Origin of the sequence: Variovorax paradoxus, from assembly GCF_040544635.1 — a bacterium.
GTDB classification, from domain to species: Bacteria; Pseudomonadota; Gammaproteobacteria; order Burkholderiales; family Burkholderiaceae_C; genus Variovorax; species Variovorax paradoxus_R.
The window spans coordinates 65,258-81,181 of the sequence record NZ_JBEPKJ010000008.1; the positions used below are offsets into that span (position 1 = coordinate 65,258).

At 68.4% G+C, this 15,924-nt stretch carries 9 protein-coding genes; all 9 read right to left on the reverse strand.

What is annotated here, in order from left to right; genetic code table 11:
* Nucleotides 1-30: 30 nt before the first annotated feature.
* Nucleotides 31-1,203 carry a hypothetical protein gene (locus ABIC94_RS14940; protein WP_354373785.1) on the reverse strand — a complete coding sequence of 391 codons (1,173 nt, stop codon included), beginning with the start codon at nt 1,201-1,203 and terminating at the stop codon, nt 31-33.
* A 28-nt stretch (nt 1,204-1,231) separates the two neighbouring features.
* Nucleotides 1,232-1,981 carry a hypothetical protein gene (locus ABIC94_RS14945; RefSeq protein ID WP_354373786.1) on the reverse strand — a complete coding sequence of 250 codons (750 nt, stop codon included), beginning with the start codon at nt 1,979-1,981 and terminating at the stop codon, nt 1,232-1,234.
* Between the two features lie 30 nt (nt 1,982-2,011).
* Complete coding sequence (mltA, locus tag ABIC94_RS14950) at nt 2,012-3,634, reverse strand: murein transglycosylase A (RefSeq protein ID WP_354373787.1); 1,623 nt, start codon at nt 3,632-3,634, stop codon at nt 2,012-2,014.
* Between the two features lie 53 nt (nt 3,635-3,687).
* The gene (locus tag ABIC94_RS14955) at nt 3,688-5,595 is read right to left on the reverse strand and encodes a serine/threonine-protein kinase (RefSeq protein ID WP_354373788.1); all 1,908 of its coding nucleotides are present in this window, start codon (nt 5,593-5,595) and stop codon (nt 3,688-3,690) included.
* Nucleotides 5,596-6,226: 631 nt separating this feature from the next.
* Entirely contained in the window at nt 6,227-6,859 is a 633-nt protein-coding gene (gene tagF / locus ABIC94_RS14960; protein WP_354373789.1) for a type VI secretion system-associated protein TagF, read from the reverse strand.
* Nucleotides 6,856-10,455 (reverse strand): type VI secretion system membrane subunit TssM, encoded by a 3,600-nt coding sequence (tssM, locus tag ABIC94_RS14965; protein ID WP_354373790.1) that lies wholly within the window; start codon nt 10,453-10,455, stop codon nt 6,856-6,858. The genes tagF and tssM overlap by 4 nt, the downstream gene beginning before the upstream one ends.
* Nucleotides 10,452-11,804 carry a DotU family type VI secretion system protein gene (locus ABIC94_RS14970; RefSeq protein WP_354373791.1) on the reverse strand — a complete coding sequence of 451 codons (1,353 nt, stop codon included), beginning with the start codon at nt 11,802-11,804 and terminating at the stop codon, nt 10,452-10,454. The genes tssM and ABIC94_RS14970 overlap by 4 nt, the downstream gene beginning before the upstream one ends.
* Nucleotides 11,805-11,836: 32 nt before the next feature.
* A complete protein-coding gene (gene tssK, locus ABIC94_RS14975; protein WP_354373792.1) occupies nt 11,837-13,168 on the reverse strand; it encodes a type VI secretion system baseplate subunit TssK in 1,332 nt (443 codons plus the stop codon).
* Between the two features lie 136 nt (nt 13,169-13,304).
* The gene (locus tag ABIC94_RS14980; protein WP_354373793.1) at nt 13,305-15,911 is read right to left on the reverse strand and encodes an XVIPCD domain-containing protein; all 2,607 of its coding nucleotides are present in this window, start codon (nt 15,909-15,911) and stop codon (nt 13,305-13,307) included.
* Nucleotides 15,912-15,924: the final 13 nt, after the last annotated feature.

Here is a 15,924-nt window from a genome sequence, read left to right on the forward strand (position 1 = left end):
GGAGGGAGAAAGACAGGCGCGCCGCGCAGGTCATGGGCGCTCCGAAGCCGGCCCGGCCGACTCGACCAGCGGAGATGCCGCGAGCACCGCAAGGCCGCCGACCGGATCGGCCGCGCGCAGCCGCCAGAAGCCGCTCGCACCCGGCCCGCCGACCACCTCGGCCGGCATCGAGCGCAGCAGGCGGTCGACCTCGTCGATGCGCACGTCGTCCTTCCAGCGCACGACCAGGTTGGCCTGCGTTGCAACGGGCGCAGCGGGCACGGCGCGGAATCGCACCTCGTCGTCTTCCGCGCGCTGGCCGAGCAAACCGGCGTTCTGCACCACGACGACCAATGCAAGCACTGCGAAGGCGGGACGCATCCAGCCGTCGGCACCGAACCAGCGGCGGATGCTGCCCCACCAGCCGCCCTCGGGCCCGGGCTGCGGCTTGGCGCGCGCTGTGCCCGGCGCGGCCGATGCAGCCGATGCCCTGTTCGAACCCGGCTGCAGCGCCGTGCTCAGTTGCAACGCGGCATCGCGATAAAGCGCCTGGTAGTCGGCGCGTGGGTCTTCCATGCCCAGCGGCGTTCCGGAGAGCACCGAGAACACGCCGCCCACGGTGCGCAATGCGATGTGCCCGGGCTCGGGCGCAATGGCCAGCGGCGCTTGCGCGGCCCACTCGTCGTGCACCGCGCGGATCGCGGCCAGCCGGGTGGCCGAGACTTCGCCGAGCACGCGCGCGCAGAGCTGCGGGCTGGGTTCGAGCGTGAGCACGTTCCAGGCCTGCACCAGCCCGAAGGCGGGCTCGAAAGGCTCGTCGTCGGGCTCGAGCAGCACGTCGTACGCGCCGGCCCAGTCCGCCTCGCCCGCGGCCATCCAGCCCTGCCAGAGATTGCCGTGGATGCAGCGGTCGAGCAGCACGCCGAGCAGACGCCCTTCGTGCACCACGCTCAGAAGGCGGCCCGGCGCCCAGCGTGCCGTGAAGGCACGCTGGGCAACAGCCTCGCGGCGCCGGGCCAATTCGGTCAGCGGAAGCAGAAGGTCGAGCACGGCACGCGGCGGCGCAGCCGCGGTGCCTTGCGCGGCGCGGAGTGCCGTTCCCGGCATGGCCACGGTGGCCGTGCCGGCTTCGTGCCCCGAGGCATCGGGCATCGCGGGCACGACGCCCCCGGCCTGGAACGCACTTCGGATCACGCTGAGGGGGGGCCAGAGTTCGGTGTTCATGGCGGTCTGTTCCTGAATGGCTATGTCTTCAGGCATAAGACGCTTCAGCACCGAGGATTTTGAAAACCTGCAGGATCGCGGCCATGTTGTCGGGCTCGATGGCAATGCCCAGCGTCTGCTGGATCCAGCCGCCGAGGCGGGTCTTGGCGTAGTCGGCGGTGAGCCCCTCGCGCTTGTGCACCAGGCCCAGCCGGCCCGCGCGATAGTGATAGGAGGCAATGGCGTGGCGCGAGGCAATGCCCGACAGGCCGCCTTCGGCTTCCTTGCCGAAACCCTCGCAGAGCAGGATGCGCTCGGGCTCGGGCAGCTCGGCAATGAAGGCGCGCGCGGCCAGCTGCACTGCGCCGGCGCTCAGGCCGTGCTCCGCCAGGCAGCTGTCGAGGTTTTCGTCCGCCCCGAGCACGTCTTCGAGCTGCGCCTCGGTGACCTGGTCGCCGATCGAGAGCTTGCGGCGGAACGCGCTGGCGCGCGTGCAGTCGATCAGGTAGCGCCGGAAGTAGGCGCACAGCGCAAAGGCGCTGGACGGCGCGCTGTGGCTCGCACGCTCGTCAGCCTCGTCGGGGTCGGCATCGAGCCGCAGCACCTTCACGTAGATGAACTGCGCCACCAGCTCCTGCCGGCCTTCGCCCAGCACCTTGAGTTCGGGCGGATTGCAGGCCACCAGCGCATCGCCCACGATGCGGTACATGGTGCCCATGTCGTTCGAGGACAGCGTCTGCCGGCGCCGCCAGAGGCGGACGAGTTCAACACTTTCCGCGGACGACAGCGTTTCCTGCATGAGACGACAAGGATTCGGAAGACAGCCGGGCTAGTCGTCCACGCACACGCCTTCGGTCGGCACCAGGCACTGCGGCAGGCCGGCGCCCACCGGGCCGCCGCGCGTGCGAATGGCCGAAGACACCGCCGCCGAAGCCACGGCCAGGCCGCGCGGCAGCAATATCCAGAGCTGGCCGCGCTCCTTCATGCGGCGCGCGTTGGTGGCGGCCTGCTGGCCGTTGCCGAAGAAATAGTCGGCCCGCACCGCGCCGCGAATCGCACCGCCGGTGTCCTGCGCAATGGTCAGCCGCTGCATCGGCGCACCGGTGCCGGGCGCGCGGGTCGAGACGAACACCGGGTAGCCGAGCGGCGTGCTGCGCGGGTCCACCGCAATCGAGCGGCCCGCCGACAGCGGCACGCCGAAGGCGCCCACCGGTCCGCCCGCGGGCGATGTCGATTCCTTGAAGAACACATAGCTCGGGTCCTTGATGCCCGAGCCGATGACCGGGCCGGCCGCGCGACGCCCCGGCACCACGACCGCGCCGCTGGCGGTGGGCCGCGCGAGCGTGAAGCCGCGCGTGCGGATGGTGCTGGTCGAGGTGCCGCCGACGTCGTCGTCATCCTCGCCGTCGTCGAGCTCCAGTTCGATGGACGAACCGCGCACCTTCACCGGGGTGCGCGGCTTGCCGTTGGCCGCCTGCGCCAGCGTGGGGCGGAAGGGCTGGCCGTTCTGCTCGGCGTAGGCCACGCGGATGGTGTCGCCATTGGCCAGCTTGATGCGGCCCGAACCCTGGATCTGCATTTCGTAGAGCGCAGTGGCGCTGCTCACGAAGGCCAGCACCTTGGCATTGGGCGCACCCTTGGTTTCGATTTCTTCGCGCGTGTAATACGGCAGTAATTGCTTGCCCTCGATGCGCAGGCGGACCTTGCGGTCGAGCGTATCGCGCGTGATGGCCGAGAGGTCGAGTGCATAGAGGCCCGGCGCGCCCATGTCGCGCGTGCTGAGACCGGTCTGCACCACCACGTTGCGGCCTTCGACGCGCGCCGCCACGGTGCCGCTGCCGGCCGGCAGCTTGCGCGCGTCGGCAAACAGCATGTCTTCGGGCTGGCCGTACACCGGGTAGATGAACGGCGCCGCGTACTGCCGGCTGCCCGGTATCTCGGGCTCGAAGTAGCCGGTGACCACGCCGTCGGGCTTGCGGTCGTCGTCGCGGATCTGGTAGGCCGAGAACTCCTGCTCGAAGAAGGCGCGGATGGCGGTGCTGTTCTTGCTGTCGACCCTGAGGGCGCGCGCGCACACATCCTTCCACTCGGCGCCGCGGCCGGTGAGCACCTTGCAGCTGCCGAGAAACGCCGGCCAGCTCTCGGAGAAATCGTCGCGCGCCCAGCCGGGCACGGCGTCGAAGCTCACCGATGTGTAGGTGGCCAGCTGGGTGGAGAAGGTGCGCGCCTGGCCGGCCACGCTGGAGCCGACGGGGGCCGGGCGCGATGCGGCCGCGGGCGTTCCGCTTGCCATGGCGCCCGAGCCGGCAGACCCGCTGCTGGCGTTGACGTTGGCGTTGGCGTCGGCGGTGGCGGCCGGCGGCGTGTTGACGCAGCCCGCTGCGAGCACGGCCGCGGCGGCGGCAGCCCAGCGAAGGGCTGAAAAAATGAAAATCGGCGACTGCGTGTACATGAAAGCCTCCTTGTCCGGAAAGACGGCCCAGCGGGCCAACGCTCTACAGACGATTACTTCTCGACGATTTTGAAATTCGCGACGCCGTAGACGTCGTTGCATGGGGTGTTGGGCGCGCAGACCGGCTTGCCCAACAAAGGCGACGGCCCCGTGCCGCGGGTGGCTTCGAGGGCCGCCAGCACGGGCAAGGGAAACTGCGGAAACACGCCGTCGTTCTGGACGCCAGAGGCGCCGAAGTCGCGCTCGTGCTCGCTCACGAGCACCGCGAACTGGTTGGTGCCGGCCGGACCGCCCGCATCCATCGGCCAGGAGGCACGCGGCAGCGAGAGCGGGCTGCCGGCGGTGATCTTGTTGTACTTGTCGAGCAGGTTCGGGAACAGCAGGAACATCTCGCCGCCGCTCGACAGCAGGAACACGTAGACAAAACCTTCGCGCTTGCTGCGGACCTCGAAGGCCAGCTTGTCCTTGCCGATGGCGACTTCGGATTTCTTCGGCGTGGCCGTCACGTCGAAACCGGGCGCCGCGCCCGCGGCGAGCGACTGCAGCGAGTCGAGCGGTGTGCGGGGTGCCGGCGGGGGAGGAGGCGGTGGCGGTGGAGGCGTCGCGGTCACGCGCGTCTCGGGCGGCGGCGGAGGCGCCACGACCGCCTGCTTGCCGCCGCTGTTGCTGTTGTCCACCTCCGCGACCGTGCGGCCCTGGTACCACCACCAACCGCCGCCCGCCACAACGGCAGCCACCGCCACCGATGCAATGGCGGCCACGGCCTTGCCCTTTCCGCCGCCACCGCCGCCGCTATCGGTGCCCGGCGCGGGTGCCTTGCCGCGGCCGATCACCGTCGGCGCGTCGGCATTGCTGTTGCTCTTGTTTCGCGCGCCGGAGGAAACCGGCGGTGTGGTGCGCGGCGTCGGCGCGAGGCTGTGGCCCGTTTCGAGATCGAGCGCAGCGCGGAACTCGGCCATCGACTGCGGCCGCGACTCGGGCCGCACGCCCAGGCCCGCGTCGATGGCCTGCAGCAGCCGCAGGCTGTAGCGCTGGCGCAGGATCTCGTTGCCCGCAAGCGGCACATAGCTGTCGGACAACAGCCGCGCCACCGAAGGCGGCGGCGCGCGCCCGCACACGGCCACGTGCATCACCGCCGCGAGCGCATAGACATCGGTCCATGCGCCCTGCGACATGTCGGGCATTTCGGCGTATTGCTCGATGGGCGCATAGCCCGGCTTGAGGATGACGGTGATCGCCTGCGTCTTGTCGGTGATCACACGCCGCGCGGCGCCGAAGTCGAGTACCACCGGCCGGCCGGAGCCTTCGAGCAGGATGATGTTGTCGGGCGCGATGTCGCGGTGGTAGCAGTTGGCGCCATGCATTACCGCCAATGCTTGCGTCACGCCGTCCATGATGCGGATCAGCCACGCCTCGTCCACGCCCGCGGGAATGGAAACCAGCGCCTGGCGCAGCGTGTCGCCGCGGTAGAACGGCATCACCATGTAGGTGGTTCCGCGCTCCTGCCAGAAGCGGTAGACCTTCAGCAGCGAAGGATGGTCGAACTGCGCGAGCAGGCGGGCTTCGTTCATGAAGCTGCGCATGCCGAGATCGAAGGTTTCGCGGTGCCGCTCCGACAGGGGGACCACTGCGCCGTCGTGCTGTCTTGCCGACAGCGAAGTCGGCAGGTATTCCTTGATGGCGACGACGCGTTCCAGCGTGTGGTCCCAGGCTTCGTAGACCACGCCGAAGCCGCCTTGCCCGACGACTCTGGTGATTTCGAATTCTGCGAGGCGGCTGCCTACGGGGAGGAGGCCGGCTTCGTTGGTTTCCGATGGGGGGCTGGATGGGGCGTTGGACAGGCTTGTGGGGCTGGCAGTGATGACCGTGACGGAGGTGTCTTCGGATTTTTGAGCTGGCCTTGACATGACCTGCGTGCGGTCGTCTTCTGGGGGCTTGTTGGAGTTCGGAGCTTCGGTCATTGACAGGCTCCTTTTTGTTTTCTTTGGTGGGTTTGCTTTCCGAGGCCGGGTCTCGCCCCGGCGGGCGACCTACTTTTCTTTGCTTCGCCAAAGAAACGTAGGCAAAAGAAAGGCGACCCCACTGTCTGCGACCCCTGCGCTGCGCTACGGGGCAACCTGCGGTGCTCGCGTTTCGCGGGGTCCGCAGAACTCGCTTCGCTCAAACAGCTGCGGCCCTGATCCGCGAAACCCTCCGCTCCTCGGCGCATACAGAGGGGCTTGGAAACCGAACGGGCCTTTGCTTCGCTCGGCCACCAAGCCACCGCGGCGCTGCGCGCCGTGGTGGTTGGCATCGGCTGTTGGATTGGCTGTTGGGACTGGGGCCGAGCGAAGCGATGGCCTGTCGGCTCCCGCCCCTTCTGTATGCGCCGAGGAGCGCAGATGGAGGCGGGATCAGGGCCGCAGCTGTCTGAGCGAAGCGAGTTCTGCGGACCCCCGCCGGAGTCGAGCACCGCAGGTTGCCCGCAGCGAAGCGTAGGGACGCAGACAGTAGGGGTCGCCTTTCTTTGCTTACTTTCTTTGGCGAAGCAAAGAAAGTGAGTCGCCCGCCGGGGCGAGACCCGGCCTCGGAACACAAAAAGAAGCAAGGAACTCATTCCCCACCCCCAAGAAACAAAGCCTCGAACTGCGCATCCAAAGGCAGCCCCACCACAACCATCCGAACGCCATCCACCGTCCGCGGATCGCCAAGCCACAAAGACCCCCCCGCCCCCGGCAAAGCCAGCGACTCCAAAGCCCCCTCACCCACCTCACCACTCTCCGCAACAAACAACCGCTCGAGCACAGCATCGAACCGCAGCGCATCCAGATCCCCCTCGAGCCCTTCCAGCGCAGCCTGGGTCCCGTTCGCCCACCACTGCAACGCACTGCGCAACGCATCCCCCCGCAACATCTCGCCAACAGAAGCATCGAGCTGCACCGCCAGCGTGAACGGAAAGTACCGCCCCACCCCATCGACCGAAGGCATCAACACACCAATCCAGGCCCCCTCCCCCGCCACCTTCGGCCCCAGCGCAAAACACCAGATAGGCGCCTCGAGGTAATGCTCGGTCCAGTCCGCATGCCGGTCGCGCAGCCGCGCCAATCCGCGCTGCAGCCACTGGTCCCACACCGAACGAAAAGACTCAGGCAAGCGCCGGTGCGCAAAGTCCCCCATGCCCGGCAACTTGCCGAACCATCCGGGCAATGCAGAAGCAGAAGAAAGAAAAGCGGCTGCGTCGCTCACAACCCCTCCGGACAGGAAAACTCGCGCAGTTCCTTCAAGCGGATCGGATGCTGCACGCTGTTCGTCGTCACTTCGAAGCGCGTCTTGCGCGGACCGACCTGGAAGGTGATGAAAAACTTCTCGGGTGCATCGCCGGCTTCGAGCTGGCCGTCGTCCAGTGCGCGGAACAGCGCCCACGGCCCATCGACCGCGGAACCCGAGCTGCCGGTGGTCGAAGGCGGGCTCACCTGGATGCGCACCTGGTTGCTACCCTTCGGCCCGGGCCATTGCACGGCCATGGGCACCACGGGGCCGTGCGCGTACTTCACGAGCTGGCCGTCCACGTCCAGAATGAATTGCGTGATGCCCGCGTCCATCTCCACCGGCTTGAAGTCGAGCCGCATCGAAGGGCCTCGGCCGCCGCCGCGGAAAAAGATGTCCTTGATGCGCGCGGCGCGCTCGAACTGCGCCAGCGCCTGGGTGGTGACGGCGCCTCGCTCGGCCACGGGCTTGTAGCGCCACGGCTTCGTGCTGGTGTCGACCAATGCGGCCAGCCGCTTCTGGAAGAACTCGTCCATCAGGCCACCGGCACCGAACATCTGGCCGAAGTCTTCGGGCAGCACGTCGCGCTTGCTGCTGCCTACGAACGGATAGCGGCCCGCGATGGCGCGGTTGCAGAACTCGGTCACGGGGCGCAGGTCCTGGCTCAGGTTGCCGCGCTCGGCCACCTGGGCCTGCGCCGCGCCCGACTGGCTCAGGTTTTCGACCATGGTGCGCACCGGCTCGGGCAGGCGCCCCGCGTCGGACTTGAGTTTGCCGGCCACATCGCCGGGCGGCGGCGAGGTGCGGCCCTTCACGGCCGTGTCGACCGCATTGAGGTACACGTACACCTCGTTGAAGAGCTTGAGCGCCTCGTCGATGGGCGCGGGCTGGTTCGGCCCGGCAGCGGTGACGAGACGGCGCAGCGGCTCGAAGCGGTCGTCCACGATGCTCTCGATGCGCTTGCCGCTGGCCACCGGCTTGGTGGGGTCGCCGCCGAACAGGTCTTCCAGGCCCTTGCGGGTGTTGGCGACGGTGGCGGTCGCCTTGCTCACCACGTCCTTGGGCTGGTCGGCCGGAATGAGCGTGGTTTCCTTCACCACCGCGCGCAGGAAGTTCGCGAGCGGGGAGCCCACGCCCGAAAGAATGCGCGCGGCCTCGATGTTCTTCTCGAGCCCGCTGGCGCGGATCAGCCGCACGTCGGCCAGCAGCGCCTCCCACACCTTGACGTATTCCGCCAGGTAGAGCCGGCGCACGCGATCGGTCAGCGCGCCGAGGGCAGCCGCGTCGCGCATGCGGTCGGTGGCGCTGCGGTCCTGCCCGAGCACCCACGGGTCTTCCTGCGCGAGCAGGCCGGTGAGCACGATGACCTCGTTCTGGAAGCGCTTGTGATAGCCGTCGTAGGTGAACATGCCCGGCACGCCTTCGGTCAGCGGCTTGCCGCTGATGCGCTCGAACACCAGCGGCGCCGAGGGGCCGGCGGCGGTGGCAATGCTGAAGCCCGGAATGTCCTTGGTGGCGCGCTGGCGCTTGAGGCGGCTGAACACGCGCTGCTCCAGCGGGTAGCTCGCGAGCACGGCGCGCACGCTGCGCACCAGGTTCTCGTCCATCTTGAGCGGCGAGCGCGGCGGGCCTTGCGCGATGAGCACGTCGAGCTGGTCTTCGAGCGCCTGGCGCTGGTCTTCGGGAATGCCGCGGTCGAGGCTGCGCGCCCAGTCGAGCGTGATCCAGGCCTTGAGCGCCTCGGCGTCGAAGTGCTCGGGCTGGTAGAGCATGAGGTAGCTCTTCAGCGCCTCGTAGGTGTACTCGAGGTTGTCCTTCTGCGCGGTGCGCAGCTGGTCTTCGATGCGCTTGGCGATCTGCGGCAGGAAGGCGTCGTTGAGCGCGCGCTGGTGCGTGAGCATGGCGGCGGCATCGAGCTTGTCGCCCTGGTAGAGGCCCAGCGTCATCGACAGCGGCTCGTCACCCCGGCGGTTGTCGGGCGTCTTCCAGATGTCGCGCAGGCCCTGCAGCACCGGCGCCACCTCGACCAGGTTCTGCACCCGCGAAGGCAGGGCCGCGAGGGTCTGGCGCGCGGGCTCGACGCGCGCCTCGACCGACTTCAGGTAGTTGACGTTCTGCAGCGTGCTGTAGCCCCAGCCCGCGAGCAGCGCGAGCGTGACCAGCGTCATGGCCGCCACGCCCGTCACGCGCAACGCATGGCGCCGCCGTTCGAGCTTCACGTTGGCACCGGCCAGGCGCTGCTCGGGGAACACCACCTCGCGCAGCAGCGCGGTGAGAAAGTAGCTGCGGCCGCTCGACTTCTGCGGCGCGAGCATGGCGCGCTCGAGGCCGAAGCTGCGCGCGAGGCTGCCCATCACGCGGTCGATCGGGCTGCCTTCCTGCGTGCCGCTGGTGAAGTACACGCCGCGCACCCACGGCGGCTGCGCGAAGCGCGAGCCCGTGAAGACCTGGTCGAGCAGGTCGGACAGCATCGAGCCGATGGAGCCGAACTGCGCCGGAAAGCCGAAGATCGCCGCGCGGCGCGTGCCGTCGGTCTCGCGCTGCATGCGCGCAATGAGCCCGTCGTTGACGCGGTTGTGCAGCAGCGCGAACTCGCGCTGGAAGGCGATGGAGAGCCCCTTCTCGTCGGCCTGCACGTTCTCGTCGGCCGGCAGCGTGAAGCCGAAAACCTGCGCGCGCTGTTCCTTGCCCAGGTCGTCGAAATAATCGGTAAAGCCGTAGAGCAAGTCGCTCTTGGTGACGAGCACGTACACCGGCAGCCGGGTGGTGAGCTTCGCATCGAGTTCGAGCAGCCGCGCGCGAATGGATGCGGCCAGCTGCGTGCGTTGCTCGGGTCCCTGGCTCAGCAGGTCGGCCACGCTCACGGTCAGGAACACGCCGTTGAGCGGGCGGCGCGGGCGCGCCTTCTTGAGCAGGCCCAAAAAGCCTTCCCATGCGCTCTTGTCTTCCGACTGGTGGCTGTCCTGCGTGGTGTAGCGGCCGGCGGTGTCGATGAGCACGGCTTCGTCGGTGAACCACCAGTCGCAGTTGCGCGTGCCGCCCACGCCGCGGATGGCGCCGGGGCCGAACTTCTCCGCCAGCGGGAACGAGAGGCCCGAGTTGACCAGCGCCGTGGTCTTGCCCGCGCCGGGCGCACCGATGAACACGTACCACGGCAGGTCGTACAGATAGCTGCCGCCGGAGATGGAGAGCCAGTCGCGCCAGCCGGGCTTCTTGCCCGCGGCGTGCAGCCGCATCTGCTTGAGCGTGGCGACGGCTTCGCTGAAGCGCGTGTCGAGGATCTTCTGTTCGCCGTTGACCGGTGCGTCGGTCTTGGCGGCGGGCGCCTTCATGAGGCCGTCTGTCAGGTGCTGGCTCGCACGGCGCGCGCGCCACCGGCGATAAAGCACGCGCAGCAACACGATGAGCACGATGGCGCCGATGAGCAGCGCGCGTGCCAACTCGCTTTCGAGCGGCGCCAGCGCGCCGATCTTCACCAGCGGGCCGATCCACCAGATCAGCAATCCGACGACGACCAGCGCCAGGATGGTCAGCAGCACCGGGCTGAACAGGAAGCCGAAGAATTTCTTGATCATTTCGTCGCTCCCGTCGCACCGGCCGTGCCGGTGCTTGCGGCTGCGACCCGGTCCGGCTCGGACAACAGCACGATGTCGACGCGCCGGTTGCGCGCCCGGTTGGCCGGCGTGTCGTTGGCGGCCACGGGCTCGGCGTCGGCCTTGCCGTCGGAGCGCATGCGCGCCGGATCGACCAGCGTCGTGAGCGAGCCCTTCACCGCATCGGCACGCGCGGCCGACAGATGCCAGTTGGACGGATAGCGCAGCGAGCGGATCGGCTGGTTGTCGGAGTGGCCGGTGATCAGCACCTCGCCCTTCACCTCGGCCAGCGCCTGGCCGATGCGGCGCAGCACCGGCAGCGATGCGGCCATGGGCTCGGCGCTGCCGGAGCCGAAGAAGGAATCGCCGCGCAGGCGCACCACGCTGCGGTCGGCCTCGTCGGTCACCGTGACCAGGCCCTGCTTGATCTCGGGCTCGAGAAAACGCGCGAGCCGGGGCGTCTTAGCCGGCGCGGCGGGCGGCGCGATCTGGAGGTTGGGCACGCGCAGGCCCGACACGGCGGCATAGGTGGTGTCGGAGCGGTAGTTGAGCGTAAGCCGCAGGCCGAACCACGCCAGAGCGAGCAGCAGCGCGAAGCCCGCCGCGAACACCCACAGCGGCAGCGATTCGCGCAGCCGCACCGTGCCCGCGCCCTGCCCGCGCCAATGCGGCGAAAGCTCGGCCTCGAGCGGCGGACGGTCCTTGGCGATGAGGTCCGCCAGGCGCTGGCGCACCGAGTCGAGCTGCGCGCGGCCGTTGTCGACCACGCGGTAGCGGCCTTCGAAGCCGAGTGCGAGCACGCTGTAGATCAGCTCCAGCAGCTGGCGGTGCGTGGGCACGTCCTGCGCGAGCTTGGCGAGCAGCTGGAACACTTTCTCTCCGCCCCAGGTCTCGTTGTGGAACTGCACCAGCAGGCTCTGCTTGTTCCAGCCGGCCTGCACGCCCCAGGGCGTGTTGGCCACGGCTTCGTCGAGCGCGGTACACAGCACATAGCGCGCGGCCAGAACCGATTCGTTGCTCACGCCGGCGCGCCGCGCGGTGGCATCGAACTGGTTCACCGCCTCGGCGGTAGAGGCGCGCAAGGCCGGCACGTTGGGCGGCTGCGCGAGGTTGCGCAGCTTGCCGATGAGCACCAGCAGCTTGCCCGCGGCCGAAACCAGCGGATTGAGCAAGCCGATCTCGCCGACTTCGGTGACGGGCGTCGGATCGGCACCGCCGAAGAAAGGCGCGGGCGCAGCAGCAGGCGGCGGCGTGCCGGCGGGCGTACGCGGCTTGGGTTTGATGACCGTGCGCTCCGACTCGAAAGCGGCGAAGGGGTCTGGTGTGGTCATGATGGAGTTCCGTTTCCGTCAGCCGGGTTCGGCTAGGAACGAATGGCCCAGAACGCGAGGTCGAGGCCGGGAAAGTCGCCCGCGATGTGCATCGCAATGCCGCCCGATTGCTCCAGCTGGCGCCAGAGGTCGCTGTTGCGCGTTTCGAGCTCGAAGTAATTGGCGCCGGTATGAAAGGGAATCTGGCGCGGCGCCACCGGCATGGGCGTGAGCGTGACGCCCGGCAGCGCGAGGTTGACCAGGTCGCGGATGCGCTCGACCGGGCCGATCTTCACCTGCGTGGGGAAGCGCGCGCGCAGCGCTTCGCTCGGCATGTTGGCATTCACCGCGAGCACGAAGGTCGCCTTGCGCTGCAGCTCCACGTCGGTGACCATCGCCACGCGCACGCCGTGCTTGCGGTCGTGCAGCTCGATGCGGATGGCCGACTGCTCCAGCACCATCGAGAGGCTGCGCCGCAGGTCGTCCATCAGTGGGCGGAAGCTCAACGCCAGGTCGTCGTGGATATAGGGACCGAAGCGCGTGACGCGGCGCGAATCGCGAAAGCTCGCCAGATCGCCGGCCAGCCCGAGCGCATGCTCGAAGAAATGCTGCGGGTGCAGCATCGCGCTCTTGGCCAGGTGCGCGAACACCGCCTCGTTGCGATTGACCGTCTGCAGCAGCATGAAGTCCGCGATTTCGGCCACGCCGCCGGTGCCGCCCTGCGTCATGCGCCCGGCCAGCGCCTCGCCGCGCTGGCGCATGAGGCCCAGCAATTCGTCGAGCCAGGAGCGGATCACGGCATGGCCCGCCACGTCGAGCAGCGGCGGCAGCATCGCGCGATCGAGCTGCACCTGGTTGTCGACCCGGCGCTCGAGCACGCGGGCCACGCCCAGCGTGGTCCAGGCATCGGTCGCTTCGCTGGCGCGCATCAGGCGGGTATGAAGCTGGCCCAGTTGCAGCATGGCGGTGCGCTCGCCGGCGGTGTTGGAGTCCGGCACTTCAGACTCGAGCACGCGGTGGCGCACCAGCTCTTCGTATTCTTCGGCATCGGCCTCGCGGGCACCGGCGCGGCGCACCGGCAGCGCCAGCATCACGGCCTCGTCGCGCATGGTGAGCGGAATGTCGATGGGCTCGGGCAGCGGATCGACCGCCGGCATGTCGAACACCGTGCCGTCGCCGAAGATGCCCACCGCGCGCACCAGTGCGAGCTTGCCCAGCGTGAGCGCGGCCTGGTCGATCTCGATCTCCGCGAAACCCCAGGCATAGGGCGTGGTGGAACGCAAAAGCACATGCCGCGCATGGTCGCCATGACGCTCGCTCTGCTGCAGGTGCTGGGGCTGCAGCAGCATCCCCTCGCTCCAGACCACTTTAGTTCGCCAACTCATCCGCACTCCGTCAAAGGCAAGGGCTGCCCGAAAGAAGCACGGAGTTTCCGGCGCGCAAGGCCGGCGGCAAATCCGCCTAACGGCCTAGGCGGAGGGATTTGGAGCTACGGCGAAGGGACTAGGCGGGCGCCCGGTCCTATCCGAGCGACATGCTCCTGCCTTGCCCCTGGCTTTGCTGCGCCTCTTGCGCCAGCTTGTGCTGCCATTGCTGTTCAAACCGCTGATCCAGCGCTTCGCGCTGCTGCTGGTTCTGAACGAAGGTTTGCGAGCTTTGCGCCAGCGGGGCGTCCATGAACGGCATGACCTCCCCACCGGCCACCTTCGAAAACACCGAGCCCGGCTTGCCCTGCGCCGCAAAGATCTTGCTGCCATCGGTGCGATCGTTGCCATCGGTGCCCAGGCACACATGGTCGATGCGCGTGATCCCTTCCAGTGCGGCACTCGCCGCCAGGCCGGCGGCCAGCTTGTCGGTGCGCTCCTCGCTGAGGACGATGCCGTGGTTGGCGTTGAGTTCGACCAGGCCTCTTCGGGCCTGCTTGAACATGTCGTGGCCGGGATGGCCGGGCTCGTCGATGCGTTCGGGCCTTTGCTGCTGTGGCCGGGTCGATGGCGTCGACGGGCTCAAGGACTGCTCTGGCCTTGCCTGCGCTGTCTGCTGAGCGCGCGGTACCTCTGTGGCTTGCGCTGGATGGTCGGGGTCACCTTGCCCCAGTCGCGCAGCGGCGGACGGTGGTTTCGATGCGGCCGGTTCTCGTGGGAATGTGGCTGTTGGCTGCACTTCGGCGGCGACTGGCGCAGGCTGTTTCTGCACGGGCGCCTCGTCCGGCAGACGCCTTTGCGTACGCTCCTGCGCGCGCTCCACCGAAGGCTGCAGCGTCCTTTGAGCGCTCGGCTCGTTCCCGAACCGCTCCCTGTCCTGCGCCAGCGCAATCCCCAGGTCACGCATATGGGCCTGCTCCTGCGCCTGGTGCATCCGGTACAACGGGCTGCCCTTGTCCATCTGGGATGTATCCAGTTTGCCCACGGGCCGCAACGAGCCCGGGGAAATCTGCTCGGGTTCGTCGCGGCGCTTGTGCGCCTCGGCGAAGCTCGTGCCGCCCGGCGTGGGCACGATGCGCGATTCATGCGTCGTGATGCGTTCGATCTGCTGCGGTGTCAGGTGGCCGCTCGCGGGCGGCGGCGGTGCGGGCACCTGCTGGCGCGTGGCATTGGGCTCCTCGCGCACAGGCCCTGGGGCGGCATTGGTGACGGCGGCCGGCACCGGGCCGTGCTGCTTCCATCCATGCTGAGCGTAGGCCTCCTGATAGCGCTGGGCGATGCCTTGCGGGCTGTGGACGATGTTGTCGGCGACGGTGGCTTGCGCGGCACGTTCCAGTTGCTGGGTCTGCTCCGGGGTCGCCGTGACGGTGCGCTTCACCGGCATGCCGTGTGTCATGGGCGTGGCCGGCTCGATGATCTGGCGCGTCCAGGTTTGACTTTGCGAATCGCGTATCCACGGGTGGTTGGCACCGATCACGCCTGCTCGCACCGCTTCGCCGATGCGCTCGGGCGCCTGCCTGAACGGGTCTTGGGGTGCGGGTGGGTGGGCCAGCGCCAGTTCGACAGCGGTGCTGCTGGCCTTGTAGTTGAGTTCGCTGCTCAGACGGGCATCGGCGGTGCTCGTCTGGGTCTGGACCACCGGCATGCCCAAGGCGACCTTGGGGCGGCCCTGCGCATCGAGTGCGCGCACTTGCTCGGTGCGGCTCCAGCCTTGCTCGGGGTGTTTCTCGTCGTAGTGCCAAAGGTTGCCGTCGCTGCCGCGTTGGTTGTAGATGCGGGCGCGGTCTGCAGCGTCCATGATCTTGTCGCCGGCCACGGCGCCCACGAAGCCGCCGACCAGGCCGGTCACCACGGCCCCGGGTCCGGTCCAGGAGCCGGTGGCCGCGCCGTAGGCAGCGCCGGTGGCCGCACCCGCGAGCGCACCGCCCGCCACGCTGGCGCCAAAGTGCATGACTTGCGACTGGGCGCCAGTGACGTTGCCCTGGTCGAGCTGGTGGATTGCTTCGCGCGTGGTGCTGATTCCGCCATAGACCACCCCCGCAGCACCCAGAGCGCTGCCGCCTTTGACGAGGGCTTGAAAGCCGGGTTTGGCGGCGATGCGGGCGTCGGCGGCGCCCAGGTGGTCCAGCACGCGGGGTGCGGGGCCGTCGAAGGTGGCCAGGCGCTGGCTGTGGCTGGCGCTGGCGGGTTTGAATTCGGGAACGGCTGCCTGGTAGCGGGCCTGGGTTCTGCGGTATTCGGCGTCGGTGATGAACTGGCTTTCGCGCATCTGGTCGAGCAGTTGCGAGGTCTTGACGGGCTCGGCGCCCTGCGCGCCGCGCATCTGTTGCGGATTCTCGAAGAATTTGTCGTCGGACCAGATGCGCGTGCTGCGGCCATGGGGGTGTTCTTCGGCGGCCACTTCGAGCATGGAGGCTTCGCCGGCGTTCTTGCCGGAAACTTGGCCGGTTTCCAATTGTCGTTCGAGTTTTGGGGTTGGGAGAACTTTGATGTCTTTGTCGGCGATGTAGCGGCCGAGTTCTTGCTTCAGCGGGCCATCTTTAATTTCACGCGCAACTGTCTTTGTGATGGCGAAGTCACGTCCTTGCTCTTCTGCAAACCTGAAATAGGTATCGAGCTGCCGGGTGCCGCCTGCGCGGTAGGCGTACACGAGGCTGTTGGCGTCGGCGAGGAAGTATCCGTTCGGCGAGGTGGGGGCGGACATGGTGCGGCCTCGC